Source organism: Dyadobacter alkalitolerans DSM 23607 (assembly GCF_000428845.1).
Lineage (GTDB): Bacteria > Bacteroidota > Bacteroidia > Cytophagales > Spirosomataceae > Dyadobacter > Dyadobacter alkalitolerans.
Genome location: NZ_AUAS01000001.1, coordinates 274,554 through 301,447, shown reverse-complemented (window position 1 = coordinate 301,447; position 26,894 = coordinate 274,554). Strand labels below are relative to the sequence as shown.

General features: G+C 46.7%; 24 protein-coding genes. 10 read left to right on the top strand and 14 right to left on the bottom strand.

Annotated elements, in window-relative coordinates; all coding sequences use genetic code 11:
• Positions 1–6: 6 nt before the first annotated feature.
• A complete protein-coding gene (locus G395_RS0101300) occupies positions 7–804 on the bottom strand; it encodes an HAD family hydrolase (protein WP_026628397.1) in 798 nt (265 codons plus the stop codon).
• A gap of 181 nt (positions 805–985) precedes the next feature.
• On the opposite strand from G395_RS0101300, the gene G395_RS0101290 reads away from it, so the two are divergent.
• Positions 986–1,885 carry an EamA family transporter gene (locus G395_RS0101290; RefSeq protein ID WP_026628396.1) on the top strand — a complete coding sequence of 300 codons (900 nt, stop codon included), beginning with the start codon at positions 986–988 and terminating at the stop codon, positions 1,883–1,885.
• Here the strand turns inward: G395_RS0101290 and G395_RS0101285 are convergent.
• Both G395_RS0101285 and G395_RS0101280 read right to left on the bottom strand, forming a co-directional pair.
• Positions 1,882–2,511, bottom strand: a complete 630-nt coding sequence (locus tag G395_RS0101285; RefSeq protein WP_026628395.1) for a class I SAM-dependent methyltransferase — start codon at positions 2,509–2,511, stop codon at positions 1,882–1,884. The genes G395_RS0101290 and G395_RS0101285 overlap by 4 nt on opposite strands.
• Positions 2,512–2,515: 4 nt before the next feature.
• Positions 2,516–3,430 (bottom strand): UbiA family prenyltransferase, encoded by a 915-nt coding sequence (locus tag G395_RS0101280; RefSeq protein WP_026628394.1) that lies wholly within the window; start codon positions 3,428–3,430, stop codon positions 2,516–2,518.
• Between the two features lie 64 nt (positions 3,431–3,494).
• Between G395_RS0101280 and G395_RS0101275 the strand changes: the two genes are divergently transcribed.
• The 5 genes from G395_RS0101275 to G395_RS0101255 all read left to right on the top strand — a co-directional run bounded on the left by G395_RS0101275 (position 3,495) and on the right by G395_RS0101255 (position 9,620).
• Positions 3,495–5,045, top strand: a complete 1,551-nt coding sequence (locus G395_RS0101275) for a M20/M25/M40 family metallo-hydrolase (protein WP_026628393.1) — start codon at positions 3,495–3,497, stop codon at positions 5,043–5,045.
• Between the two features lie 75 nt (positions 5,046–5,120).
• Complete coding sequence (locus G395_RS0101270) at positions 5,121–6,512, top strand: leucyl aminopeptidase family protein (protein ID WP_026628392.1); 1,392 nt, start codon at positions 5,121–5,123, stop codon at positions 6,510–6,512.
• Positions 6,513–6,620: 108 nt separating this feature from the next.
• Entirely contained in the window at positions 6,621–7,835 is a 1,215-nt protein-coding gene (locus G395_RS0101265; protein WP_026628391.1) for an ATP-grasp domain-containing protein, read from the top strand.
• A 117-nt stretch (positions 7,836–7,952) separates the two neighbouring features.
• Complete coding sequence (locus tag G395_RS0101260; RefSeq protein WP_026628390.1) at positions 7,953–8,498, top strand: hypothetical protein; 546 nt, start codon at positions 7,953–7,955, stop codon at positions 8,496–8,498.
• A gap of 87 nt (positions 8,499–8,585) precedes the next feature.
• On the top strand, positions 8,586–9,620 hold the full coding sequence (locus G395_RS0101255; RefSeq protein WP_026628389.1) for a PDDEXK nuclease domain-containing protein: 1,035 nt from the start codon (positions 8,586–8,588) through the stop codon (positions 9,618–9,620).
• Here G395_RS0101255 and G395_RS0101250 read toward each other — a convergent pair.
• From G395_RS0101250 to kduD, 7 genes are read right to left on the bottom strand one after another with little or no spacing between them, the layout of a single operon-like run.
• A complete protein-coding gene (locus G395_RS0101250; protein WP_026628388.1) occupies positions 9,607–10,038 on the bottom strand; it encodes a nuclear transport factor 2 family protein in 432 nt (143 codons plus the stop codon). The genes G395_RS0101255 and G395_RS0101250 overlap by 14 nt on opposite strands.
• A 44-nt stretch (positions 10,039–10,082) precedes the next feature.
• On the bottom strand, positions 10,083–11,363 hold the full coding sequence (locus G395_RS0101245) for an MFS transporter (RefSeq protein WP_026628387.1): 1,281 nt from the start codon (positions 11,361–11,363) through the stop codon (positions 10,083–10,085).
• A 49-nt stretch (positions 11,364–11,412) separates the two neighbouring features.
• Positions 11,413–12,936, bottom strand: coding sequence for a tagaturonate reductase (locus G395_RS0101240; protein WP_026628386.1), 1,524 nt, complete (start codon positions 12,934–12,936; stop codon positions 11,413–11,415).
• 12 nt (positions 12,937–12,948) lie between these two features.
• Positions 12,949–14,889, bottom strand: coding sequence for a glycoside hydrolase family 88 protein (locus G395_RS0101235; RefSeq protein ID WP_026628385.1), 1,941 nt, complete (start codon positions 14,887–14,889; stop codon positions 12,949–12,951).
• A 23-nt stretch (positions 14,890–14,912) separates the two neighbouring features.
• Complete coding sequence (locus G395_RS0101230) at positions 14,913–15,260, bottom strand: cupin domain-containing protein (RefSeq protein ID WP_035360201.1); 348 nt, start codon at positions 15,258–15,260, stop codon at positions 14,913–14,915.
• Positions 15,260–16,090, bottom strand: coding sequence for a 5-dehydro-4-deoxy-D-glucuronate isomerase (kduI, locus tag G395_RS0101225; RefSeq protein WP_026628383.1), 831 nt, complete (start codon positions 16,088–16,090; stop codon positions 15,260–15,262). Before kduI ends, G395_RS0101230 begins: the two co-directional genes overlap by 1 nt.
• Positions 16,091–16,132: 42 nt before the next feature.
• Positions 16,133–16,903, bottom strand: a complete 771-nt coding sequence (gene kduD / locus G395_RS0101220; RefSeq protein ID WP_026628382.1) for a 2-dehydro-3-deoxy-D-gluconate 5-dehydrogenase KduD — start codon at positions 16,901–16,903, stop codon at positions 16,133–16,135.
• A 275-nt stretch (positions 16,904–17,178) separates the two neighbouring features.
• Between kduD and G395_RS0101215 the strand changes: the two genes are divergently transcribed.
• From G395_RS0101215 to G395_RS0101205, 3 genes are read left to right on the top strand one after another with little or no spacing between them, the layout of a single operon-like run.
• Positions 17,179–18,216, top strand: a complete 1,038-nt coding sequence (locus G395_RS0101215) for a LacI family DNA-binding transcriptional regulator (RefSeq protein ID WP_026628381.1) — start codon at positions 17,179–17,181, stop codon at positions 18,214–18,216.
• A 19-nt stretch (positions 18,217–18,235) separates the two neighbouring features.
• Entirely contained in the window at positions 18,236–18,712 is a 477-nt protein-coding gene (locus G395_RS0101210; protein WP_026628380.1) for an NUDIX hydrolase, read from the top strand.
• 39 nt (positions 18,713–18,751) lie between these two features.
• On the top strand, positions 18,752–19,912 hold the full coding sequence (locus G395_RS0101205) for a methionine aminotransferase (RefSeq protein WP_026628379.1): 1,161 nt from the start codon (positions 18,752–18,754) through the stop codon (positions 19,910–19,912).
• 23 nt (positions 19,913–19,935) lie between these two features.
• Here G395_RS0101205 and G395_RS0101200 read toward each other — a convergent pair whose 3' ends face one another.
• A complete protein-coding gene (locus G395_RS0101200) occupies positions 19,936–21,171 on the bottom strand; it encodes an ABC transporter permease (RefSeq protein ID WP_026628378.1) in 1,236 nt (411 codons plus the stop codon).
• Between the two features lie 107 nt (positions 21,172–21,278).
• Here G395_RS0101200 and nadE point away from each other — a divergent pair, with 107 nt between their 5' ends.
• The gene (gene nadE / locus G395_RS0101195; RefSeq protein WP_026628377.1) at positions 21,279–23,339 is read left to right on the top strand and encodes an NAD(+) synthase; all 2,061 of its coding nucleotides are present in this window, start codon (positions 21,279–21,281) and stop codon (positions 23,337–23,339) included.
• Here the strand turns inward: nadE and G395_RS0101190 are convergent, their stop codons facing one another.
• From G395_RS0101190 to G395_RS0101180, 3 genes are read right to left on the bottom strand one after another with little or no spacing between them, the layout of a single operon-like run.
• Complete coding sequence (locus tag G395_RS0101190; RefSeq protein ID WP_229203907.1) at positions 23,340–25,163, bottom strand: STN and carboxypeptidase regulatory-like domain-containing protein; 1,824 nt, start codon at positions 25,161–25,163, stop codon at positions 23,340–23,342. It lies immediately after the preceding gene.
• Positions 25,150–26,184, bottom strand: coding sequence for a FecR family protein (locus G395_RS0101185; RefSeq protein ID WP_026628375.1), 1,035 nt, complete (start codon positions 26,182–26,184; stop codon positions 25,150–25,152). The genes G395_RS0101190 and G395_RS0101185 overlap by 14 nt, the downstream gene beginning before the upstream one ends.
• A gap of 2 nt (positions 26,185–26,186) precedes the next feature.
• Positions 26,187–26,780, bottom strand: a complete 594-nt coding sequence (locus tag G395_RS0101180; protein WP_035360281.1) for an RNA polymerase sigma-70 factor — start codon at positions 26,778–26,780, stop codon at positions 26,187–26,189.
• Positions 26,781–26,894 lie beyond the last annotated feature (114 nt).

The following is a 26,894-nucleotide window of genomic DNA, read 5'->3' as shown; positions in this document are numbered from 1 at the left end:
CGAAGGCTAATCCGTAATTTCCGAAAGGACTTCTACAACCCCGTTTTCATCGTTACTCTTAGCGATGAAACGGGCTATTTTTTTAATATCCGGGTGTGCATTCGCCATTGCGTACGAGTAATGTCCTTTCGTAAGCATTTCCAGGTCATTAAGATAATCGCCAAAGATCATGGTCTGGTCAAACGTAATGTTAAATTTCTCCTGCAAAACCTCCATAGCACGTCCTTTATTGGCTTTTTTGTGCGAAATGTCCAGCCATATCGGCCCTGAGATTTTTACTTGCAAATTGTCTTCAAAATGCTTGTAATGCGGATAGCTGTTCACTTCCGAACCAGCCAGGTCGCAAAGCGTAAATTTGAGGAATTGGTCATCTTCCACTTTTGTCAGATCTTCAACAATCTCATATCTCTCAAAATATAGTTTTAAATGGTTGATGAATTCAGGCTCGTCATTTTCTACGTAAGCCTTTTTCTTTCCGCAGATTACTGCATATGTGTCCTTAATCGGGCGTGAAATCTGCACCAGTTCCCGCACAATGTCTGCTTCAATGGGTTGAATGTGGATTTCTTCATCCTTAAAGACAACGTAGCTGCCATTTTCAGCAGCAAAAATTACCTCGTCTTTTACTTGTTCCAATGCTTTGGCAAGATTGAAATATTGACGTCCGCTGGCAGCTACGAAAATGACACCATTGTCTTTTAATTTTCTGAAAACAGGGAAGAAAGATTCGTGTATTTCGTGTTTGGAGTTCAAAAGCGTGCCGTCCATGTCGGTCGCTACAAGCCGGATATCGGAAAAAGTCATATTGAATACTAATGTTCTACTTAAATCAAGCCAAATATACTGGCTAAGGTTCCGTTTTTTGTATTATTAAAATATCCTGAGTTGAGAAACGAATGATTTTCAGCACCTCCGAACCCGCGGAAATGTTTTGCTGTTCCCTCAATACATCCATCCACACCATTTGATACACATTACCAGCTCCATGAAATTTTCGAAACACTATCTGGCAGCATTTATCTCATTTGTAATCTGGGGGTTTTTCAGTTTGGCATTGAAACCGTTAAAGGCTTACGCTTCGCTTGATATTCTCTTTTACCGCGTTTTTTTGTGTGCCGTTATCATGGCGGTGATCAGCCTGTTCGTTAGGGTAAAAGTGTTGAAGGAAAATGTGAAAACATTCCGTCAGATGCCTTCTGAGCAAAGAAAACGGATCACATTACTGACGCTCGCAGGCGGCATATTACTGACCGCAAACTGGTTTTTCTTCATTTACGTGATGAACCACATCAGTGTGAAAGCGGCGTCCTTCGCTTACCTGGTCTGTCCCATTATGACAACCGTGATTGCGTATTTTGTGATGAACGAAAAATTGAGCAAATGGCAGTGGGCAGCAGTTTCACTGAGCATAGTAAGCTGTATGTTGCTGTCTTTCAGTAATGTTGCCGATATTGCTTACAGTCTTATCGTTGCGCTTTCTTATGCATTTTATCTGGTCAGTCAGCGTAAGAATGTGGGTATGGATAAATTTTTGGTCCTGACCGTCCAGATCATTTTCTCGGCCCTGATCCTACTGCCGTTCTATCCGCAATACAGCGAAGCAATGCCAACCGAGTTTTCATTTTACGCATTGATATTCCTGATCGCGGTGCTCTTTACCATCGTTCCGCTCTATATGAACCTGTATGCATTGCAGAGCGTAACTTCTTCTACTATGGGTATCCTGTTGTATATCAATCCTTTAATGAATTTCTTTATTGCGCTTGTGTACTTCCATGAGCCTATCAATTCCATTCAGATCACCGCTTATTCGCTGATCTTACTTTCAATTGTGGTTTTTAATGAGCGGTTTATATTTGGAAGAAGGCGCGCTGCTTTGGGTTAAGGTTTTTGGTAAACCAATGAGTTGATAAAGCCGCTGTAAAAGGATCTTTGAAAAATCGTTTTAAAACCCGCCTTACTGAACAACATTGCGGTGTTGGGCAGCTCTTTTGCTTCCACTTCTGAAAGAATTCCGAAGAACATATACATGGATTTCAGCAACCATTTCTGCCAGAATTTACCGGGTTTTTCTTCAACATTAAAATCCGTAAAAAGCCAGATTCCAGTCGAATTAAGCACATTATGGAGGTTTTGAAAGATGACTTCTGCTTTGTCCTGTTGGAAATTGTCAAACAAAAACGAGGTGATAATAACATCAAATTGGTGAGCCGGTTGAAATGACTCGACGGCTGCGTGAACGAATCTGACATTGTTTTTCCCAACATCGCGCTTCCGGGCCATCTCCAGCATTTTCTCCGAGATTTCAATGTAAGTAATGTCAATGTTATGCGGCCGTATGCGTGATATTTCTTCCAGAATCGCGCCCGTTCCTCCGCCTGCAATGAGAATGTTCGCCCGTTCCGGAATGAAGTGTAGAACGGAGCGCTGCGCACCCGTCAGCGCATTTCCGAACACCAGCTTTGAAAGCCCGTCATAAAACCCCGCAACCCGGTCGTAATTATTTTTCATGACCTTAATGATAAGTGAAAAAGCTCCCTGTAATTCCACAGATGGCTTTTACCAGCAATAGTCCATCAATCACGATCAGATAGAAAAGCACGCTTTTGGGTTTTTGCAATGCAAAAGCGACGCCAAGCAAGCAAACAAAAGGAAGCAAATTGAGCATCAATGTAGGCGTGCTCAGCCGTTGAAAAAATGCGAACGAAAGGAACGAAAGCAACCCGATCAGCAGCAGCGGAACAAGCACATAAACGATCGTATTACTCAGCCCGATCCGCACCGCGAATGTTTTAAGCTGAATGTTGGCATCGTCCTCATAGTCTTTCATATCAAACATAATCGCGTTCACCGTACAGAACATCCAGTTTTTGACAAATAACCAAAACATGAAAATAGGCTCATGAACCACAATTCCCTGTTCGATACGCAGCATGGTAATGGGAAACACATTTACGAAACCGGCCCACACAAAGCCGATCACAAATGCTTTCAGCCAACCCGTATTGCGAAGGTTGAACGAGATAAACGACTTGGGAAGCAGTCCGTAGTAAAGGATTGCCGCACCAGGAATGCTTAGGAGCAAAAGCCAGTTTGCAAGCGGCAAATGCAATAATTTGTTGAAATCGCGGATCAAAAACCAACCCGCAATCCCCGTACAAATCGTAAAAAGCACATATTGACTGATCCGCGTAAAGCTGTAATGCGTGCGATACCACTCGGTTCTCGGGTTGCTCGAAAACGCAGTGCCCGGTGGGATGGAGTAGGCAATGGTGTAATAAAAAACCGTGGCGCAGAAAATAAGGATGTAGTATGGAACAGCATTGAATGGCAACCTCAGCTGGAACATGGTTTCGAGCGACAGTGCCACTGCCAGCAGGCCAACGAAATAGTTTGCGAAGAAGACAAACGAAACAATTTTCCTAACCATTATCCGAACCTTTATCGCTATTTCCTATCTTAGGAAGTAGATTAATTGTTAAACCAACATTTCCATGAAAAAAATCTCCTTTGTTTTCCTGTTGTTTTTTGCCGTTCAGATCCAGCCTGGCTTTTCACAAAGCAAAGATCCGGTGGTTGAAAACATTGTTAAAGAAGCAACCGAAAATTCACAACTGGAAAAATTGGCGCACGAATTAATGGACGTCATCGGGCCAAGGCTCGTTGGCTCACCGCAAATGATGCAGGCACACGAGTGGGCGGTGGCTAAGTATAAAGGCTGGAACATTACTGCGAAAAACGAAAAGTGGGGCGAATGGCGTGGCTGGGAACGCGGCGTGTCACACATTGATATGGTGGCGCCACGTGTAAAATCGCTTGAAGGCATGCAGCTGGCGTGGAGCCCTGGCACGGGAGGGAAAACGGTTACAGCTGACGTGATCATTCTCCCGGATGTGGCTGATTCACTGGCTTTCCAGAAATCGTTGCCGACTGTCAAAGGCAAATTTGTTATGATCAGCATGAACCAGCCAACGGGCCGCCCGGACTATAACTGGCAGGAATTCGGCACAAAAGAATCATTTGAAAAAATGAAAAAAGACCGCGATGTACAAACCGAAGCCTGGGCAAACCGCATGAAAAAAAGCGGTTATAATGCGCGAACATTGCCGCTGGCACTGGAAAAAGCAGGAGCAGCAGGCGTGGTTATGTCTTATTGGTCAAAGGGTTTTGGGGCAAATAAAATTTTTGGTGCTTATACAAAAGCGATTCCTACCATTGACATTTCCTTAGAAGATTACGGCTTGCTATATCGCCTGTCGGAATCGGGTCACACGCCCAAAATCAGCGTTCGGGCGGATGCGAAGGAAACGGGCGTAAGCCAGACATTCAATACAATTGGCGAAATCAAAGGCTCTGAGAAACCGAATGAATATGTGATCCTTTCCGCTCATTTCGATTCCTGGGATGGAGGAACCGGCGCTACGGATAACGGAACAGGCACCATTGTGATGATGGAAGCCATGCGTATCCTCAAAAAAGTATATCCAAATCCAAAAAGAACAATCCTTGTAGGACATTGGGGAAGCGAAGAGCAGGGCCTTAACGGCTCGCGGGCATTTGTGGAAGATCATCCGGAAATTGTGCAGAACATTCAGGCGGTTTTCAATCAGGATAATGGCACGGGACGGGTTATTAACCTTTCCGGTCAAGGTTTTCTGAATTCCTATGACTATCTGGGCCGCTGGCTCTCCAAGGTTCCGGAGAACATTAAAGCGCCTATCGAATCCAAATTCCCCGGTGCACCCGGCGCGGGCGGCTCTGATTTTGCTTCATTTGTGGCAGCAGGAGCACCCGCATTCTCATTAAGCTCCTTAAACTGGTCTTACGGAACCTACACATGGCACACCAACCGCGACACCTATGACAAGATCGTGTTCGACGACGTGCGTAGCAATGCAATTCTGGCCGCTATTATGGCTTATCAAGCGAGTGAAGATCCAGCGAAAACTTCCCGTGAAAAAAGCATTTTACCATCAAATTCAAAAGGCGAACCGGGAGCATGGCCAGAGCCAAGAAAGCCGACACGTCGCGGCGGTTTGGATTAAGAATTGTTGTATTAACCGTGCTGGGCATTTGTAAGACAGGGAGTTGAAAATGTTTTTACTGATTTTTAAAATACAATGCAGATTAAACAAATATTAGAGGCATCGGAAGATCTGTTGCTGATTCGTCCGTTTGAACAAGGTTTTGAACCCCAAAATCAAACCATGTTCAAGGCGGAAAAAGGTGAAATGTGGTGGTATTCTTCGCGTGAGCTCTGGATTGGGTTAGGGAAATCGCCACAGCTTCCGGCTATCATTAAAATTTTCAGGTCGCTGTTCTTCAAACGTAAAGACCGCTGGCCTGAGGAGATTGTTCTGGATTGCAGCGGACGCGGCCCCGAATGGATCGAAAATGCGGTGAACGGAATCATGATAGGCGGTTACGATCTGCAACTTTATAAAACAGAACCCAAACCATTAAGTGCCTTTTTCAATACCGGAACATTATCTGTATTGACTGAGAACCAATCGCCGGAGATCGACGAAGCATTGATTGTTGCTCAAAAGACAGCGCTGGTTCAGATGCGGATCATGGACCTGATGAATGCGCCCTCAAACTATAAAAGCCCTGCAACATTAGCCCAATGGGCGACCGAATCAGGGGAGAAAAACGGTTATAAAGTGACGGTGCTGGACAAATCCAGGCTTGAAGAGCTGGGTATGCACGCATTGCTGGCCGTTGGGAAAGGCAGTGCTGCGCCACCGCTTATGATCGTGTCGGAATATGTGCCCGAATATTATACCAAAACCATTGCATTGGTCGGTAAGGGCGTGACATTTGATACGGGTGGGATTTCTATCAAGACTTCTGCCAATATGCACTTGATGAAAAGCGATATGGGTGGCGCGGCGGCTGTTTTGGGAGCAGTGGAACTGGCTGCGCAATTGAGAATGCCGGTTAGGATCATTGGCGTAATTCCATCAACCGAAAACAGCGTCGACGGACTTTCGATGAAACCCGGTGACGTAATCGGTTCCTATTCAGGCAAAACCATTGAAGTGATTGATACGGATGCAGAGGGCAGACTGATTCTGGCCGATGGGCTTAGTTATGCAGTCAGGACTTTCAAACCAGACGTTGTCATTGATCTGGCAACATTAACAGGCAGCGTGATCCAGACATTGGGCTACGAAGCTGCGGGGCTTTTTACGCCTAACAATGAACTTGCAGAAGCATTGGCACAAGCAGGTGACCACACGGGCGAAAGAATGTGGAGGCTGCCCGTTTGGGATTCATATAAAGAGGAAATTGCTTCGGATATGGCCGATGTGAAGAATTACCATGGAAAACCGTTGGCAGGAGCCATCGTAGCGGCCAAGTTCCTCGAAGCATTTACGGATGAACACCCCGCCTGGGCGCATCTGGACATTGCCGGAACGGCATTTGGAGACACAGAATTTGCTCCCGGCAGGGCAGGCACGGCTTACGGCGTGCGGTTGTTGCGTGCTTATTTGTCAACGATAATTTAAAATGCCTTTCCCTTGCCTAACTGGTTCTTTTTGTTAGATTTGAAAAAGCAAGTTTTGGTTTAAACATTCAGAATTTTTATAAGCTATTACTCACGAAAGCTTAATTTTATGACCCGAGCGCTTACTTTTCTTTGCATATCGACATACTTCAAGGGCAACGATTTTCTGAAAGCTTTAAAGGATTCCGGTAACAAGGTTTTCCTGATTACAGCCAAGAAGTTGGAACATAAGCCATGGGTCAGGGACTCGGTTGACGAGTTTTTTTATGTTGAGGAAGGGGAAGACGGCAAGTATAACATGAACGAGATCATTAACGGTCTCGCTTACGTCATGCGCTCCCGGCCAATCGACCGGGTAGTCGCCCTCGATGATTTTGACGTGGAAAAGGCAGCGCATATCCGTGAATATTTCCGGATCCCGGGCATGGGGCAAACAACGGGACGCTATTTCCGGGATAAGCTAGCTATGCGCACCAAAGCGGCCGAGTCGGGTATTCTGGTTCCGGGTTTTTCTGCGCTTTTCAATGATGACGCTATTAATGATTTTATTGAAAAATATCCGGGTCCGTGGATGATCAAACCACGGTCCGAGGCTTCCGCTACTGGGATCAAAAAGATGGAAGATGCGGTGGAACTTTGGGAAACCATCCATCAGCTCGGCGATAAAAGGCATGCTTACCTTGTGGAGCAGTACAAGCCCGGGGACGTATATCATGTGGATTCCATTTCTTACAACGGCCGGGTTATCTTTTCCTGGAACAGCAAATATCTGGCGCCACCGTTTGATGTAGCGCACGGCGGCGGCATTTTCAGGTCGGTAACGGTTCCTTTCGATTCATCGGAAGAACATGCGCTGGAAACATTAGCCGTGGATCTTTTGAAAGCATTCGGTTTGAAACACAGCGCTTCGCACACGGAGGTAATCCGGTGCCATGATGATGGGAAATATTATTTCCTCGAAACGTCTTCACGCGTAGGAGGCGCCAATCTCTCAGAAATGGTAGAGGCATCTTCCGGCATAAACCTTTGGAAAGAATGGGCAAAAATGGAAACGGCCGAAGCAAAAGGCGACAATTACAAGTTGCCGCCAGTGAGAAAAGATTATTCGGGCATCATTATCTCACTAGCGAGACAGGAATGGCCGGATTTGTCTGTTTTCAATGATCTGGAAATAGTTTGGCGCATGAACGAGCCTTACCATGTAGGGTTGGTTGTCAGAGCGAAAACCCGTGAAAAGGTCGTTGAATTATTGGATAAATACGCAGACATTATTCAGCAGGATTACCATGCTTCGCTGCCTGTTCCGGAGCGGCCTTCGCATTAAGTAAGCCATCAAGTTATATCATTAAAGCACTCAGATTGTATTAATTACGCGTACAATCTGAGTGCTTTTTTTGTTTAAATTTTGCATTCACGATCCTTAACCTAACTACCTTGAACAATGTACAATTTTACGAAATCGCTTTGCTTTGTTTTAATGTTGGTGCTGGCATTTGCCGGCTGTAAGGATGACAAAGAAATTGAGCCAAAAAATGCCCTGATGCACAATGGAAGGGAGTTTGAAATATCAAAAGGACTGCTGGTTCATTTAGGGGAATATCCCGAAGGCGGGAGCGGCCAGGTGCTATTCCTATCTTCCGAAGGTGTAAAAATTCAGGAATCAGGCGGCCATATTGATTCTATTTACGGGGTTGGCCACGCGATCTATTTCAGGCTGGTTAGTGCTTCGGCAAATGCCCTGGATGAAGGAGAATACACATTTGACAACGACTTCACAATAGAAGTACGAACCTTCTTTGAGCCTTATGTAGTGTTTAACAGCGATTTCGCCGCCGAAGACGGCGAGTACTACGAGCTCTACGAAGGCAAGCTAACCGTAAAAAAAGACGGCCCTAACTACATCCTGGACGTAGATTGCATAGAAAGAAACGGCAAACACGTCACCGCCCACTACAAAGGCCCGCTGACGTTTTATGATGAAAAATGAGGGTTGAAAAATATTTGTGAAATAATGTGACCTAAGTTGTGACGCTACGTCTAAATGCATAAAAGTTATCTCTAACCACATGCATTTATGAACGAGGAAGTAAAAACAAACGAGCTGGTTTTATCTGTAAAAGAGCTTATCAAAGAAAGTAGAAGCCGGGTTGCCATAGCAGTGAATGCAGAAATCACGATGCTATATTACCAGATTGGCAAAAGGATCAATGATGATGTGCTCAAAAACGACCGCGCGGAGTATGGGAAGCAGGTTGTCAGCACATTAAGTGCAACATTAACAATGGAATACGGCGATGGCTGGGGCGAGAAGCATCTGCGTCATTGCATGCATTTCGCCAGTATATTTCAAGACAGCTCAATTGTCTACGCACTGCGTAGACAATTGAGCTGGACCCATTTTAGAACATTGATTCATATTGAGGACCCTTTAAAACGTGAATTCTATATTGAAATTTGCCGTTTGGAAAATTGGTCTTCGAGGCAGTTGCAGGAACGCATCAAATCCATGCTCTATGAGAGAACTGCCATCAGCAAAAAGCCCGAAGAAACCATCAGCAATGATCTAAACCTGCTTCGGGATCAGCAAAAGCTCCACCCGGATCTTGTTTTCCGGGATCCTTATTTCCTTGATTTTCTAGGTTTGAAAGATGCTTACTCCGAAAAGGATCTGGAAACTTCCATCATTGTGGAGCTGCAAAAGTTTATCATTGAGCTGGGCAGTGACTTTGCTTTTATGGCTAGGCAAAAACGCATTACCATTGATAACAGCGATTATTTTATTGATTTGCTTTTCTACCACAGAAGATTGCGCTGTCTGGTGGCGATAGATTTAAAGATGGGTGCTTTCGAAGCGGGTTTCAAAGGGCAGATGGAATTGTATCTGCGGTTTCTTGAAAAATATGAAAAGGCCGATGGTGAGAATGCACCGATCGGCCTGATACTGTGTAGCGGGAAAAATAAGGAGCATGTTGAGCTCATGCAATTGGGAGAGTCCAACATTCGGGTTGCCGACTATCTAACTGCACTTCCTTCACAGGAAATTTTGCAGGAAAAGCTGCACAAGGCTGTTGAAATCGCACGTCAGAAAATCAGCACTATGCCAACTTAAAGGCCTGGCGGCCAATCAGAATCCATTGCCCTTTCACCTTTTGCCAAACCATAAAAACGCCTAATCTTACCGGGGCAGGATCTTTTCCTTTGTTGTGCGTGTCGCCGATGAGTTTGTGGCGCACCATGGCGACGTCGCCGGAAACGGTGATGGTCTGTTCGGACAGGTCAATTTTTGTGAATTTAGACTCTTCGCTAACCAATGCGCGGATGAATGCTGCCTGATCTTCCATCAGGCCATTGGAATGTCCGTAGGTTAGTTTGGGAGAGGTTAGTTTCATCAGATCTGCCTCTTTTGCACCGATAATCGCAACGCGGATTTTTTCCACTGCGTCGGCAACTGCCTTTTCGTCCGCACTTTGTGCGAATGATGCAATGTTGAAAAGTAGAAATGCGATGAGTAAGAATGTCTTTTTCATTTCAGAATTTGAATGTGGATTAATGATAATGGTTGTATGATTTGCTAAATATCCACTCTTTCCATCTTAGGCGCAAACAAATGCATGATACCCCAGGCAAGCAGATATGCGAATCCGCAAATGACAAAAATGATGTTATAACCGCCGCCAATGTTGCCGGCAGCTTTATAATTATCTAGAATGATCCCTACCAAAAGCGGAAAAAGAATGCCTCCTACTGATCCAGCCATCCCGCCGATACCCACCACAGAGCTCACCGCCTTCTTGGGAAACATATCCGAAGCCGTCGTAAAAATGTTCGCGCTCCAAGCCTGGTGCGCCGCCGCCGCCAAGCTGATCAGGATCACAGCCTGCCAAATGTTAGTCGTGTATTGGGCCAGCATAATAGGCGTGACGAGGAAAGCGAAAATGAGCATGGAAGTCTTCCGGGCTCTGAAAATCGGCCAGCCTTTTTTGATAAAATGACCGGAAAGATAACCGCCGCCGATGCTCCCGATGGTCGTTGCTGTGTAAACGATCACGAGCTCCGGGCTGGGTTTGGAAAGGTTGAGCTTGAATGCTTCGGCAAAATAGGAGGGAAGCCAGTAAAGGAAAAACCACCAGATTGGATCAGTGAGCATCTTACCGAATACAAATGCCCAGGTTTGTCTCACTTTAAAGAGATCGAGCCATTTCACAGGCGCTTCTTTGCTCGTATCGGGCTCATTATCACTGTGAATGTAGTCGAATTCGGCTTGGTTGATACGCTGCTGCTTTGCAGGCACTTCATAATAACGGAACCAGAAAAACAGCCATACAAAACCAATGGCACCGGTGATCAGAAACGCTTCCTGCCAGCCATAGGAACCCAAAATCCAGGGAACCATGATTGGAGCGACGACGGCTCCAATGTTGGCACCCGAGTTGAAAATCCCCGTTGCAAGTGCGCGTTCGCGTTTTGGAAACCATTCTGCGGTGGCCTTAATGGCTACCGGAAAGTTACCGGCTTCGCCAAGACCTAGCAATGCGCGCATTAATCCGAAACTGAATGTGCCCGTAGCGACCGCATGCAGCATGGCGGCAATGCTCCAAACCACAACTGAAATGGTGTAACCCAGCTTCGTCCCGATTTTATCAATAATGGCACCAAATCCGATCAGCGAAATGGCATAAGCCGTCTGAAAGGCCATCACAATGTGGCTGAAATCCTGCTCCGACCAGCCGAAATCTGCTTCTAATGTGGGTTTCAATAAGCCCAGAACCTGCCGGTCCAGATAGTTGATCGTAGTTGCGCAAAAAAGCAGGGCTACGATCCGCCAGCGGTATTTGGTCATTTGAGTTTCCATGTCGGGGTTTTGCAGATTCAATTAAGAGGTTAAAATGGGCTTATGCCGGTCAGGCGTACTCGGTTTTTTCAAGGAATAACTTCAATGTGTCTACCGCGCCCAGTTGTTTCAGGGATTCGAGATAGGAGACGATATTTTTGCGGATTACCTCTGATTTCGAAAGATCTTTTTGCCAGATCGACTGATCTTTCAAAATGGCCTTGACCATTTCATCCAGCGAAGGCATTTGCCATTTTTGATGGAAATAAGCGGCTTTTTGGTCTTGGATCAAATAATAGGAGCCGTTTGCATGGCCGTAAAAATGATCGCCATCCTTTCGCACCGCCTTCATGTAAAAGATGTAAACCGCGAAGCCAAAGACAATGTGATCCGGAAATGTCTCATGCGTTTTTTCATATTTAAAGAAAACAGGCATGACCCGCGACAGCATTTTGGCAGAATAATTCTGACTGATATTAAGCCACTTATGTCTCAAATGCGGGTTGTGAAAGCGTTCCACAACACTGCGGCCAAATTGTAATGCTCTCTCTTCTGCAACCGGATAAGGAATCGCAGGTGCGATTTCGGTTTCCATCAGATTGGTAATGTATGTTTCAAAAAGCGGGCTGCTCATGGCTTCGTCCACTGTTTTGAAACCGCACAAATGCGCCAGGCCGCAGCCCAAAGTGTGCGCGCCGTTGAGGAGCCTTAGTTTCAGTTCGCGATACAATTCAATGTCCGGTTCCACGATCATGCCCTTGTCCACTTCCTTGAAAGGTAGCTTTTTACCAATCGTCGCGTCTCCTTCGATCGCCCATAAATGATAATGTTCGGCCATGATCAGCAGGTCGTCCTGGTAACCCAGTTCTTCGGCGAGTTCTTTGCAAATATTTTCATCCGGCCTGCCGGGAACGATCCTGTCTACCAGCGAATTGCAGAATGAATTGTGGTTTTCGAGCCAGTCTATAAATGCACCTTCGAGGCCGTTCCTGTGCGCGAGTTCGAGCACGATGGATTCGAGTTTTTTGCCGTTATCGGTGATCAGTTCCGTGGGGATGATGACAACGCCGTATTCCGGATTTCCGCCAAAAGCCACGTAACGGGCATACAAAAACGCAAGCAATTTCCCTGGAAATGAAACCGGCGGCCATTGGTAAATATCGTCCTGGACAAGCTGAATGCCGATTTCTGTCGTGTTGGAAATCACAATGCTGATCGCCGGATTTTTGGCCAAATCGAGCACGAGCGACCATTGTGTTTTGGCCGACAAAACCCTGCTTATGGCCGAGGAAATAATATTTTCTTCTTCAATGATGCCATTCCGACTGCCACGAAGGCAAATTGTATAAAGATTATCCTGTCGCTCGAATGCTTTCAAATCGCCTTCGTCGGTGGACTTTACGACCACAATGCGCCCGTTGAAAATGCCCTGCCTGTTGGCTTTGTCTATAAAATAATCGGCAAGTCCTCTCAGAAATGCGCCTGTGCCGAATTGAAGCACTTTTTCGGGTAGCTGAAAAATGGAATCGTCCGGGACGACGAGTCCGGGCTGATTGCGTAACTGACCTAAATTTTCGCGAAAAAGGCGGCTCATAGCATTGCGGTTTTACTTTTTAACGACCTGTTTTAACAACCAACCGGCCAGATCTTTCCCTGCTTCAAAATTTTCGAAACTCGTATCAATCCGCCGCCCGTCCACATATTCGTTGTAAAGCCAGGGATCGCCGACCGCGAAAACGGTGCCTTTGCCATATTTGGCAATGCCGAAAATTACGTCACCTTGATCCGTTAAGGCAGATTGGGCCGGAGCGGTGAGCAGGAGGGGAGAAAGTTCTTTAATGTAAATCTTGCTGGCGGTTTTGAAAATGGCTTTGTTGTTTGCCGGGATCATCAGTTTTCCCTGCTCAAACTGCGTTCCCTGCACCATATTGCGGTTTTTGTTGCTGAATTGTATACCGAATGTTTTGGCAAGCTCATTGAAATGCGTGATCTCACAATTGGCAGTGTCATTCGCCATCATTACCAGCACCCCGCCATTCTTCACCCACTTTTCAATCGCTTGAATGTCGTTTGCCTGGATAAAATTGGGATTAGGTGATTCTTTTTTCGTGTCGGGATCGACAATAATGTACACGTCGATATCTTTCAGGTTTTCAGCAGTCGGTGCGCCGGTTACGGCCACTGTTTTTGCTCCTAATTCCCTATAAATGTTGCCCCAAAGCCAGAAGCCGGAATGCAGGCGGTCCTCCCAGGTGTAGTGAAACGGAATGCTTGAACCGTCCGGTTCTTTCTTAAATTCATGGTTGAAATGATAATCCAAACCTACCGTTTTGCCTTTTCCAACCGCATTCTCTTCCGCAATTTCCATTTCAATGCTCGCAAAAATGAATGGGCCAATGCCTTTCAGGTCGTTTTTGCGGATCGGTTCGCTGAGATAATATTCGTAACTGCCGTCGCGGTAAGGTGTGCCGCCGAGGCCACCCACGCTTACGGTTTTGTTCAGGCTCAGCAAGCCATCTGACTCTTTTTCAACGAATTCTTTCAATGCACCTGCATAACCACGCTTCGCATTTTCAGCGAAAGACGCATCGATATAGCCCATTCTGGAAGCCTTTGCTAATGCATATATGAACATGCAGGAAGCAGATGCTTCGAGATAATTTCCCTTCCTATTTCGCTGGTCAATAACCTGATACCAAAGCCCGGATTGCTTGTCCTGATATTTGGCCAGCACCGGCGCCAACCTTTTGAGATATTGGATTAGTTCAATTCGTTTCGGATGGTCTTTTGGGAAATAATCCAGGACATCTACCAGCGCAATGGCATACCAGCCAATCGCTCGTGCCCAGAAATTCGGCGATCGTCCGGTCTTTTTATCGGCCCATTTTTGCTCACGGCTCTCATCATACGCATGGTAAATCAGGCCCGTCTTTTCATCCACCGCATATTTTTCGATCAAGGCAAACTGCTTGGCAATGTCGTCGAAATGTTCGGGATGGTCGAATAGCAGGCTGTATTCCGCGGCGAAGGGTTCGCCCATGAAAAGGCCGTCGAGCCACATTTGATTGGGATAGCGCTTTTTGTGCCAGTAACCGCCTTCGTTATTGCGCGGCTGCTCTGCCAACTGCTTCCAGAGTAAATCAGCGGCTTTTCTGTATTTTTCTTTGTCGGGTTGTGTTTGTTGATAAAGTGTTAGTAACGCCCTTCCTGGCGGAATGTTATCAATGTTAAAGTCGTCAAATTTGTAGGTCCGGATGCTGCCATCGGGCCTTACATATTGATCAATGTCTTTGCGGATGTATTCAAAATATTTGCCTTCGCCCGTTCTGTTCCAGACTTTTTCAATGGCTTTCAGCATTAGTCCCTGCTCGTAATCCCACTTCGTCGCCGTATTTTTTCCTACTAAAATAGAATCCTTATGACGCGTCATGAAGGAATCCGCCATGCGCCGCGACATAGGAAGTTCTTGCGCCAAAACCTGCGATGCAATGTTTGGAACAAAGTAAAATAATGCAATTACAGAGATGCTGCGTAGCAGTTTTTTCATCAGGAATGAAGGAACATTGTCAATTAGCTTTTGATAAAATCAGCACGCATGGGATTAAAAATGTCCACAAGCATGCCCGCTTCCAGGCATAATGCGCCGTGAACAACGTCCGGCGGGATATAATAGGCATCGCCGCCGCTTAGTATGCCGGTTTTGGGGCCAATGGTGATTTCAAATTTGCCACTTTCAACATAACTCATTTGTGTATGAAAATGGCTATGCAGGGCACCAACGCCACCCTGCTCAAACGCCACTTTGACCATCATCAGATTGTCATCATAAGCCATGATCTTCCGCTTCAAACCACCGCCCAATTCTTCCCACGGAATGTCCGCGTCGTCAATAAATTCCCTTCCTTTTAGCTCGCTCATTATCTCAAATCGGTTATCGCCACTGCGTCCATGTCTGTGTAATCCCTGTTTTCGCCGGCCATGCCCCAGATGAAGGAGTAGCTCGAAGTGCCGCAGCCGGAATGGATCGACCAGGGCGGAGAAATGATCACTTGCCGCTCGGAAAGCCATAAGTGCCGCGTTTCGGTTGGCTCGCCCATCAGATGCAGGATGCGCTGATTAGCAGGCACATCGAAATAGCAATAGGCTTCCATACGACGGTCGTGCACGTGCGCAGGCATGGTGTTCCAGACGCTTCCGGTTTGCAGGACGGTAAGGCCCATCACGAGCTGTGCGCTCTGGATGCCGGCTGCGTGAATGTATTTGTAAATGGTCCGGTGATTGGAAGTTTCCATGCTGCCCATGGTCGTGGGCGCGGCGTCTTCTTTGGTGAAAAGCGTTGCTAGAAATGTCTGGTGTGCAGGGGATGATAGCAAGTAAAATACAGCCGGATCAGCCTGGTTCTCACTCGAAAAAATAACCTCCTTAGTTCCCTTTCCCAGATAAACACAACCCAGCTTACTTATTTCAAATGTGGCTCCATCCGCCTTCACCTGGCCTTTTCCACCAATGTTAATGATCCCTATCTCGCGTCTTTCCAGGAAATATTCGGCTTTCAGCGGGCCGTATGTTTCAAGTGTCAACGGTACGGTAGCCGGAATGGCGCCGCCGATCATGACGCGGTCGTAATGCGTGTAAACGAAGTTGATCTGGTCGTTTACAAATATATTTTCAATCAAAAAATTCTCGCGTAAAGCGGCCGTGTCCATTTGCGAAACTTCTTTCCGGCTGCTTTCGAATCTGATTTGCATGTGCTTAATATTAAGTGGGTTACTCTAAAAATTTGGTAAAATCTACCGGCCCATCCAGCCGCCATCCACGGTGAGTATAGTGCCATTGACATAGCTCGAAGCATCCGACGCCAGGAACAACGCGGGGCCTTTAAAATCGTCGGGCATACCCCATCTCCCGGCCGGAATGCGGTCGAGAATGGACTTGCTGCGCACGGGATCATTTCGCAGCGCTTCCGTATTGTCCGTATTGATATAACCCGGCGCTATGGCATTCACATTCACGCCTTTGCCAGCCCATTCATTGGCCAGCGCTTTCACCAGACCACCAATGGCACTTTTTGAAGCTGTATAACCCGGCACATTGATGCCGCCCTGGAATGTGAGCAATGAGGCCGTAAAAATGATTTTGCCGTAGCCTCGCGCTACCATATCGCGGCCAAATTCCCTTGACAAAATATAAGGCGCATCGAGGTTAATGTTCAGCACCTGGTCCCAATATTCATCCGAATGTTCAGCAGCGGGCTGGCGCAGGATAATGCCAGCATTATTGATCAGAATATCAATGCGTTGGTGTTCGGCTTTTACTTTTTTGATGAATGCGTAAATGCTTTCGCGATTGCCCAGATCGGCCTGGTAAGGATAAAATTTCCGGCCTGCCTGGGTGACGGCATTTTGTAAATCGCTGGCGGATTGAATGTCTGATGATGCGACGCCGATGATGTCTGCCCCGGCTTCTGCTAGCGCCTCCGCCATGGCTTTTCCTATTCCCCGGTTGCAACCGGTTACCAAGGCGGTTTTGCCCGTCAGGTCAAATAAATTTATTGTACTCATTAAGGAATGGCAAATTGTGTTTTTCGGGGTAACCCCTAAAATTCGCGTCGATCATAGGAGACCCTACGCTCCGGCAGTTTAGGTCGAATAGTTAGAATTATCAAATATTGAATTGTCTTTTTTTGTGCAATCGTTATCGGGAACGTTATCAGCTCGTGTGAGGCGGCAAACATCTCCGGATCGGTTTCGATATTCATTTCTATTTTAGTACATTGACTTACCGTTGGATAAAGTATATATTATCAAACATTAAGTTGGAATAAACCAATTTTTCTTTGGAGACTATCACAATTAAGGACATTGCCAAAGCGCTGGGACTTTCGACTTCGACGGTTTCCCGTGCCTTGCGGAATAGCTATGAAATAAATCCGGAAACCAAGAAATTGGTTATGGAATATGCTGAGCGCATGAATTACCGGCCCAATCCCATTGCGCTGAGTCTGCGGGATAGCAAAAGCAAGTCCATAGGGGTCATAATTCCGGAAATCGCCAATCATTTTTTCTCGCAGCTCATCAATGGCATTGAGTCCATAGCTTATAATCTGGGTTATCACGTGGTTATTTTCCAAAGCCACGAGTCTTACGAGCGCGAAGTTGCCAATACGAATTACCTCGTTTCCCGGAAAGTGGACGGCCTTTTGATCTCCCTTTCCAGCCTGACAACCAACTTGTTCCATTTTCAGGACCTGATGGAAAGAGGCTTACCCATTGTTTTCTTGGACCGCGTGCCGAATGCTATCGAAACGCACAAAGTGGTGGTGGATAATTTTGCCGGGAGTTACGAAGCGACGGAACATTTGATCAAAACCGGCCGAAAGCGCATCGCACATTTGACGAGCCCGATTTATTTGTCCATCACAACCGAGCGATTGGCGGGTTATAAGCAGGCTTTGGAGGATTACGGGCTTCCTTTTGATGAATCTTATGTCAAATATTGCTATCACGGCGGCAAAGTAGCCGAAGAAAATGAGGCCGCTGTGCAGGAAATGCTCGAAATGCCCGAGCCCCCCGACGCCATTTTCACAGCCAGCGATCGCCTGACGACGGGTTGTATGTCTGTTTTTCAAAAACACAACATTAAAGTCCCCGAGCAGATCGCCATTGTTGGGTTTACCAACATCAGCGTAGCCGAGCTCCTTAATCCGCCTTTGACTGCCGTTGTGCAGCCCGCCATGGAGATGGGCCAGCAGGCGGTAGAGCTGCTGATCAGGCTCATCGAACATCCGCAAAAAACAGATGTTTTTGAAACCCGATCCCTGAAAACCTCGCTCATCATCCGCGAGTCTACGGTGGGGAAGTCGGCAATTCAGTAAATTTAAATGTAAAGATCAAATGATCAGTCTGGCTATCGACGGCGCATTGTTCAACTATCGCGTGGCGGGCGTTGCGATTTTAAAGGGAAAAGTGCTTTTGCATAAAACGCCGTCAGATAAGTTTTGGAGCTTACCAGGCGGTCGCGCGTCGCTTTTTGAGTTTTCTAAGGACACATTGGTTCGGGAAATGCAGGAGGAAACGGGAATGGATGTGGAAGTGGGCGAAATGCTTTGGGTTTCGGAAAATTTCTTCGTTTACAATGGCATCAAGCATCATGAGCTGGGTTTTTATTACAAAATGGAAATCCCGTCGTTAGCGGATCAAAACGATTTTATTGGCGTGGAAGGCGATGGTGAGCTTTTATTTAAATGGCATCCGGTTGCGGAAATTTCAACTATCAAGGTTTATCCGGAGTTTCTGACCACAGAATTGGCACAAAATCCGCTTCGTGTAAAACAATTTGCTTCTGGTTTTATAGATTTGGACAAGGCCTGATCATTAAGGCTCATTTTCCAATCGATTTACAGATTTTTTATGTTAGTCAAGGCCGCTTTTCGCCCCAAACTTCCACGCGTTGGAACCACAATTTTTACCAAAATGTCCAGGCTGGCCGAGGAGCATCGTGCGATTAATCTGGCGCAGGGTTTTCCGGAATTTGATTGTGCGCCGGAACTGCAAAAGCTTGTGGGTAAATACATTGCGGAAGGGAAAAACCAATATGCGCCCATGGCTGGGGTGATGCCTTTGCGCGAGGCAATCTCGCAAAAAGTGTTAGCCGCAACCGGCAAAGAATATCATCCCGAAACAGAAATCACCATCACCAGCGGCGCGACCGAAGCATTATATGTGGCCTTGTCGACGGTCGTGCACCCGGGCGATGAGGTGATTGTTTTCGAACCGACGTACGACAGTTACGTTCCGGCAATCGAGCTCAACGGCGGCATTCCAATTTTTGTAACATTGCATCCGCAATACGACGGCATTGACTGGCAGGATGTTAAATCAAAAATTAGCCCCAATACAAAAGCCATTATCATCAATACGCCGCATAACCCAACGGGAAATGTCTGGAAATTGGCTGATTTGCAACAGCTTGCAGACATTGCCGAAAAACACGATCTAATGGTGATCAGCGATGAAGTGTATGAGCACATTATCTTCGACGGCCGGGCGCACATTTCCACAGCTTCCATTCCTGCGCTGGCGGAGCGAACTTTCCTGTGCGGCTCTTTTGGCAAAACATTTCACACCACGGGCTGGAAAATAGGTTATTGCCTCGCACCAAAAGCAATGACAACGGAATTCAGAAAAATCCATCAGTTCCTGGTTTTCAGCGTGGTAACGCCCATTCAGTTTGCTATGGCGGAATATTTGAGAAATCCGGAGCATTATCTAAGCCTTTCGGCTTTTTACCAACAAAAAAGAGACCTTTTCAATGACGCGCTCCATGGCATAGGATTCACTTTCCGGCCATCCGAGGGAAGCTTTTTTCAGAATGTTTCATACGAAAATCTGACACAGCAAAATGATCGTGAACTCGCCGAAAGGCTGACGATTGAGGCGGGTGTGGCTTCGATTCCTGTTTCTGTTTTTTACAATGAACTGACCAGTTACAAGACGCTGCGCTTTTGTTTTGCCAAAAATGATGACACGCTTTTGAGGGCAGCGGAACTGCTTGGGAAAGTGATTTGGTAAAAACAAAACAATCTTCCAGAGCACTATTTCTTAAATAAAAGCGCCTTAATCGGTGTGATCTGGGAAATGATTAATGTTGGGATCAGCAAAATGAGGCCGGAGATGACAATGGTGATGACATTGACCATGAAGAAAATAGGCCAGTCAAAGACAATGGGCACAGTGTCCATATAATAATTGACAGGGTCGAGCGCAATGACTTTGAATTGATATTGGATCCAGCAAATAAGCAGCCCCGCAATGTTTCCGATGATGATGCCCTTGCGCACCATATGAAGCCCCACGCGGAAAAAAACCATCCGGATCTGTTTATTCGGGCTTCCTAATGTTTTCAAAAGACCGATCAAAGGTGTCCTTTCCATGATCATGACCAGTAAAATCGAGATCATGTTGAAGCAGGCGACGAAAAGGATCAATGTCAGAAAAACGGCCGTATTACGATCCAGCAGCAAAAGCCAGTCGAAAATCTGAGGAAAAATACTGGTGACACGTTGCAGATAAATGGACGGTGGGAGCGTCCTTCTGAGCACCGCCGCAACTTCATCCAGTTTATCAAAATCCTTTAAATACACCTCATAAGTCCCGACGGAATCTTTCCCCCAGCCGTTGAGCCGTTGCACGAGACTAATGTCTCCCAGGATGAGGTTATTGTCAAATTCCTCCATTTGCGTGTCGTAAATGCCCACAACGGTCAGTTTTCGCGGGCGCGGGGGATTTTGCATGGAATACATAATCACATTATCACCTGATTTTAGCCGCAGCTGCGTAGCGATTTTATGGCTGATCAGGATTTCCGAAGAATAGCCGTATTTGATCGATGTCGAGTCTTTATTGGTAATTAATTTTCCCGCAATCAGGTTTTGTTTGAATGTCTTCCAGTCATAATCCTGGCCAACCCCTTTGAGTATCACCCCTTTGATCTCGTCGGTCGTTTTAAGAATGCCGGATTTATGCGCAACGCCTTGCCAGCGAAGAATTTCGGGGATTTTAGGCAATGCTTCGGTAATGGGGTTTTTGACAAAAAGCGGAGCTTCTTCGTAAGTGTTGCCGACTGCAAACGAGGAAATATTGATATGCGCACCAAACAAAAATATCTTCTGGCGAATGGTTTGCTTAAAACCCAGTAACACGGCAAATGCAATGATCCCGACCGCAATCCCGATGGCAATACTGGCAACGCCGATGCGCGAAACGGTGGCAGAAAACGAGCCTGCTTCATTGTGACGGATGCGTTTTGCGATGAATGAGGGGAATTGCAAGAGGAATCTACCGGTTAATTTTTATGTTTGGCAAAAATAGGGAAAAACATTTGCCGGTACGCACAAGCAATTTTATTAAGTTGCCGGCACAAACCAGAATCGTTTTTATGCCATTGATCAAAGTAGCTTCCGGAGTAGTGAATCAGACGCCGATGGCGTGGGAGGGGAACACGAAGAACATTATAAATGCCATTAGTGAAGCCAGAAAGCAGCAGGTAAGCCTGCTTTGTCTGCCGGAACTGTGTATTTCGGGCTATGGTTGTGAGGACTATTTTTTCGCGCCCGACCTGGTGGAGCAGGCCAAGGAATGTCTGCTGGAAATCGTGCAGGAAACGGCCGGAATGGTCGTGGCGGTGGGCTTGCCGGTGCGGCATAACGGCAGCATTTACAACGCGGCTTGTCTGATCGCCAACAAGCAGATCCAGGGTTTTTACTGCAAGCAATTTTTGGCCAATAATGGCATCCATTACGAAGCACGCTGGTTTAGGCCGTGGCAGCCGGGCATTGTGGAGAGCATTGAGGTGAACCAAATGCTGTATCCGATCGGCGACATTGTTTTTGATCTTGTTATGGGCCCGATCCTGGGTGGCTCGAATAGCGTAAAAGTGGCTTTTGAGATCTGTGAGGACGGCTGGGTTTCCAACCGCCCCGCGCGCAGGCATTACGAAAGGGGCGTGGACATTATCCTCAACCCGAGCGCGAGCCACTTTGCATTTAACAAATTCATGACGCGTGAAAAGCTCGTTGTGGATGCTTCGAGAGCATTTTCTTGCAGTTATATTTATACCAATTTGCTTGGTAATGAGGCGGGTAGGGCTATTTATGATGGAGATGCGATGATCGCTTCCAATGGTGATCTGCTGGTATCGAGCCCGCGGTTCAGCTATGAAGATTTCCTGATCACGACGGCGGTGATTGATACTGAATACACGCGATTGAGCCAGGTTCAAAGCAAAATTACAGTTGCCAACAAAGACCGCACATGGCGTGCGGCGGGACGTTTTGATTTTCCTGAAATTGAGCCGGTGTTGCCGCAGGTTCCTGACATTGAGCCTTTTGAAAAAGGCGGTGCGATCAAGGAAGAAGAGTTTGCACGAGCCGTTTGCCTCGCTTTGTTTGACTATCTGCGGAAAAGTCGTTCCAATGGTTTTACAATCTCGCTTTCCGGCGGCGCGGATTCCTGCGCTTGCACGGCATTGTGCGGGCTGATGATCCGGTTGGCCGACGAAAGCATTGGTATGGAGCGGTTTAAGGAGAAATTAGGCTATATCAAAGAAATTCAATTGGCCAAAACAGAGGAAGATCTGGCTTTGGCTTTGATCCATAACATTTACCAGGGAACCGAGAACAGCTCTACGGATACGCTTGAATCGGCGCAGTCGCTGGCGGAATCCATTGGTTCTACTTTTTATAATATTCATATCAATGGCCTTGTCGAAACGTACAAAGGCTTGATTGAAGATCAGATTGGCAGGAAGTTAACCTGGGAGCAGGATGACATCGCGTTGCAGAACATTCAGGCGCGCGTGCGTGCCCCGAGCGTGTGGCTGCTGACCAATTTGACGAATCATTTGCTCTTATCCACGTCCAACCGCTCCGAAGCGGCGGTGGGTTATGCCACCATGGACGGCGACACGGCGGGCAGCATTAGTCCGCTGGCCGGGATTGACAAACATTATCTGCGCCAATGGCTGCGCTGGCTGGAAACGGCTGGTTGTGAGGTGAGAGGCAAGCTCATTAAGATCGAAGGGTTGAAAAAAGTGAACAGCTTACAGCCGACCGCCGAGCTTAGGCCGCTTGCCCAAACGCAAACCGATGAAGTCGATTTGATGCCTTATGAATTTTTGAATGCATTGGAAAAACTGGCTATAAGGGATAAAAAGTCGCCCTTAGAAGCCTATCGTAATTTGCAGGTTCGTTACAAAGGGATTTATTCAACCGAGCAGCTGCTGGCCTGGACCGAGCGCTTCTTCAAGCTTTGGAGCCGGAACCAGTGGAAACGTGAACGTTATGCGCCTTCATTCCATTTGGATGATCTGAATCTGGACCCAAGGAGCTGGTGCCGCTTTCCGATCTTATCAGGTGGTTTTGAAAAAGAACTGGCGGAATTGCGCGAGTTTGTCGGCGGTGCGGCCATTCAGAACGGCAGAAAGCGGATTGGTTTTTAATTAATTACAAAACCGGAACCCCGCTTGCACGCCGACCCAGCCATAGGTTTTGCGGGAGTCGTCTGGTCTCCCGCCAAGCCAGATTGGGCTGAGGCCTCTTGATTTTTCTGTGTCCATTATGCCGGAATGCTTGCTGGTAAGCAGGTTAACGGACGGGCCCGCAAATAACGCAAACTTCCTCCCCAGCTTTTTTTCAACGGCAATACTTGCTTTAAAAAGGCCTGTTTCGACGTCTTCCAGCGGTTCGTCTTTGAATAGGACCAGGTTTGCGGTCAGGTCCGCGTTGATGCCCCAGCCTTTGCCCAGGTTTTGGGCTGTTCCGAATCCGTAGCCTAGTGTTAAGAGCGGCTTGTCGTTAGCAAATCCGTTGGTTCCCAGGCTGAAAATATTGTAAAACGAACTGACGCCGGTTTTAAAGGCAGCGTTGAAATAGTTGAATTCATCCGTTGAGAATTCGTAGCGCCGGTAACCATTGGTGCGGACGTAGCTGAAAATCCCGAAAGGCGTCGTGGCAGATGAATCCGCATAATTTACAAGGCCGATCTGGTGGCCGCTGCGGACGGTATGCGCATAATTGTAGCCAGCGGAAAGCTGGTATCCTTCCAATGTTCCAACGACCACATTACCCACGCCGGCAACCTGAAAACCTCTCAGATTTCGCCCGATGTAATTAATGAAATTTGTTCCCTGAAAACCATGAATGCTTCCTAATGTAATGTTCAAAAAGTTGGCATATTGAAAGCCGCTCACATCCTTGCCCACAATGTTGCTTACGCCAGCCAATTGAAATCCATTTACATTGCCCCGAACGACATTCAGTAAACTTCCGACTTCCAACTTATTCACGCCTAGCGAGTAACCGGCGATCAGGTTGACGGAATAATCGTTGATAATATTTCCGCTCAGCTCATGATTTGTCCCTAAAAATGGTAAGATCGATGCCTGGAAAGGGCGATATAATGTATCCTGAATGTTGCGTGTGTGAATGGCCTGCTTGGCAGAGGCGAATGCACTTACAAAACTGCTCTGAACTTTGCGGTAAGTGGTTTTAAGCTTCTCGGATTCCCTGGCAAGATTGAATTCTGGCCGGCTAGCGGCAACTTGTTCTGTAACCGTGTCCGGCTCGAAATCGGATTCCGAAACGATCTCAAACTGCGGGATTGCCACCTTATGATGCAGCGAATCCATCATTGAAACTGCGCGGGCCGCCTTTCCTGAGAGCGGCTTTAATGTGTCCGGATTAAGCTTGATTTGTAAATATTTATCCTCCCTGCTCGCAATTGAAATGGTTTTACCAATGTAATCCTCTTTCCTGACTTCCAGCCGAACGGCCGTCAACGAAACTGGCAGGCGTATTTTGTAATAACCATATTGATTGCTCACCGCAGAAGCGAGTGTTGCCGATTCATAAATACTCGCATTAGCCAGCTTTCTGCCGGTTTTATTGTCGATAATGTAGCCGTTCAGATTGAAATTTTCGGGCTTTTCGTCTTTTGGAGCTTCGACTTTTTGAAGAATAATGTATCTGCGACGTTCTCTGAATGAAACTTTATCTTTGAAAATAGCCGTTAGAATTTCCCTGACGCTCAGGTTTTTGGCTTGAATAGAAACCCTTCCCTTAACATCCACCATATCCGGGCTGTAAGAAAAGCTAAAACCACCGAGGTCGCCGATTTTTTGCAATGTTTCGTCCAGCGGACGGTTGGTAACATTCAGCGAAATCTTTTTTTCGAGTAATTCCTGAGCTGTGGCGGCACCGGCCAACAGCAAAAGCCAGGCTAATGCAATGCTTGTTTTATATCTGAAAAAACTATTGGCAGCCATTTCCGTCAAGCCAGTAAGTTTTTCCCTCTTTTCTCAGATCCAGATCCAATGTTTCCGCAATGACCGAAAGCGTAGCATCCAAAGGTTCTTTTTCAAAACGGATAGTAAGCCTGCATTGCGCGATCTGCTGATTAGAAAGGCGGACATCCACATGGTAACCATCACGGATTGAATTGATTACCTCGTTGAGATCGGCCGCATTAAAATCATAGACTTGCGTATGATAACTCATCATATTCCTATTTGCTTCCAGACTTCTGATCGTGTCATCAAGCACTTCGGCGCCTTGCCCTTTTATTAGCCGGATTTTCCTGGAAGCCTTGCTAACTTCCACTTTTCCAGTCGAAACATCCACGCGGACAGGTGCTTCTTTGTATGCTTTTACATTAAATGATGTTCCCAAAACGCGGATTTCCGTTCCGTTTGCATTGATTACGAATGGATGCGCGGCATCGGGCTTTACGTCAAAAAATGCTTCTCCCTGCAAGGAAACGGTCCGCAAATCGCCATTGAAATCGGCGGGATAGGTCAGGGAAGAATTATAGTTTAAGAAAACCTTGGTTCCATCGGGCAGCACGTTGTCGCTGGTGTTGTTGGTCGTAGCAATGCGCTGCGTTTCACTGGATTTAATGGATTGGAAATGAAACCATCCGAATGCCAGCAATGCCAAAGCGACCATTGCGGCAGCCCACATCGTTACGGGGAATTTGCGTTTTGAATGGTTTGGAATAAATTCAATTTCACGGGCTTCCGGTTTTGGAATTTCAGGAGAAATGGCTGGCGCAGGCTTGGCCATTTTCGCTTTCATCTTGTTCCAGGCTGCATCCGTATTGACCGGGAAGCTGGTTTTTGCAGCGTGTGCAGAATGGTCCCAGATCAGCCTGTAAGTGGCCAATTCGCGTTCGTTATCAGGCGATTGCGCCAGCCAGGCATTCACTTGTTCAATTTCTTGTTCGGATGCGGTTTCAGCCAGGTAACGTGCTAACAGCTCCTCCGAAATGTTGTCATGAGATAAGTTCATGGTTACGATCTGGTTAGCTGTTCAACAATAAAATAAACCGGCCAAAGCATTCCGGGCAGATAATCTGCAAGTTCAACGCGCAATATTTTCAGCGCCTTACCAATCTGGTTTTCGACTGTTTTGATCGAAATGCCCAGTTGTTCCGCAATTTCGTGATATTTCAGTTCTTCAAAGCGGCTGAGCCTGAATGCTTTCTGACATTGTTCCGGTAATGTGCTCACTGCTTTTTCAATTCGTTCTTCCAGTTCATTTGCGTGGATCACTTCTGTTACCGATTCATAGGATTGGGCTCCGAAATTCAATGTGTGTTCTTTATGGACCTGCCGCACCGACGCATGCTTGAAGCGGTTGAGGCAATGGTTGTGAACAGCACGATAGAGGTAGGATTTCAATGATAATGTGATTTCAAGATCTTCCCTTTTCTCCCAAATCGTCAGAAAAACGGTCTGCACAACCTCTTCCGACTCTTCTTCATCTTTGAGAAGGGTGCAGGCATAATTGCAGAGCCGCTGATAATATTGTCGGAAAGTCTGCTCAAAAGCTTGTTCATCGCCCCGCCTGATGGCATGGACGATATCCGGGTCGGTAGCGTACACCAAATTGTATTTTTGATTTTCGGTCAAAAATAAAAAATCTCCGTCGATTAATGGTTTCCGATAAAGAAGAGCGGTCGCTGCCAAGTTTAAGTCGCTTTTCACTGAGACAACCAA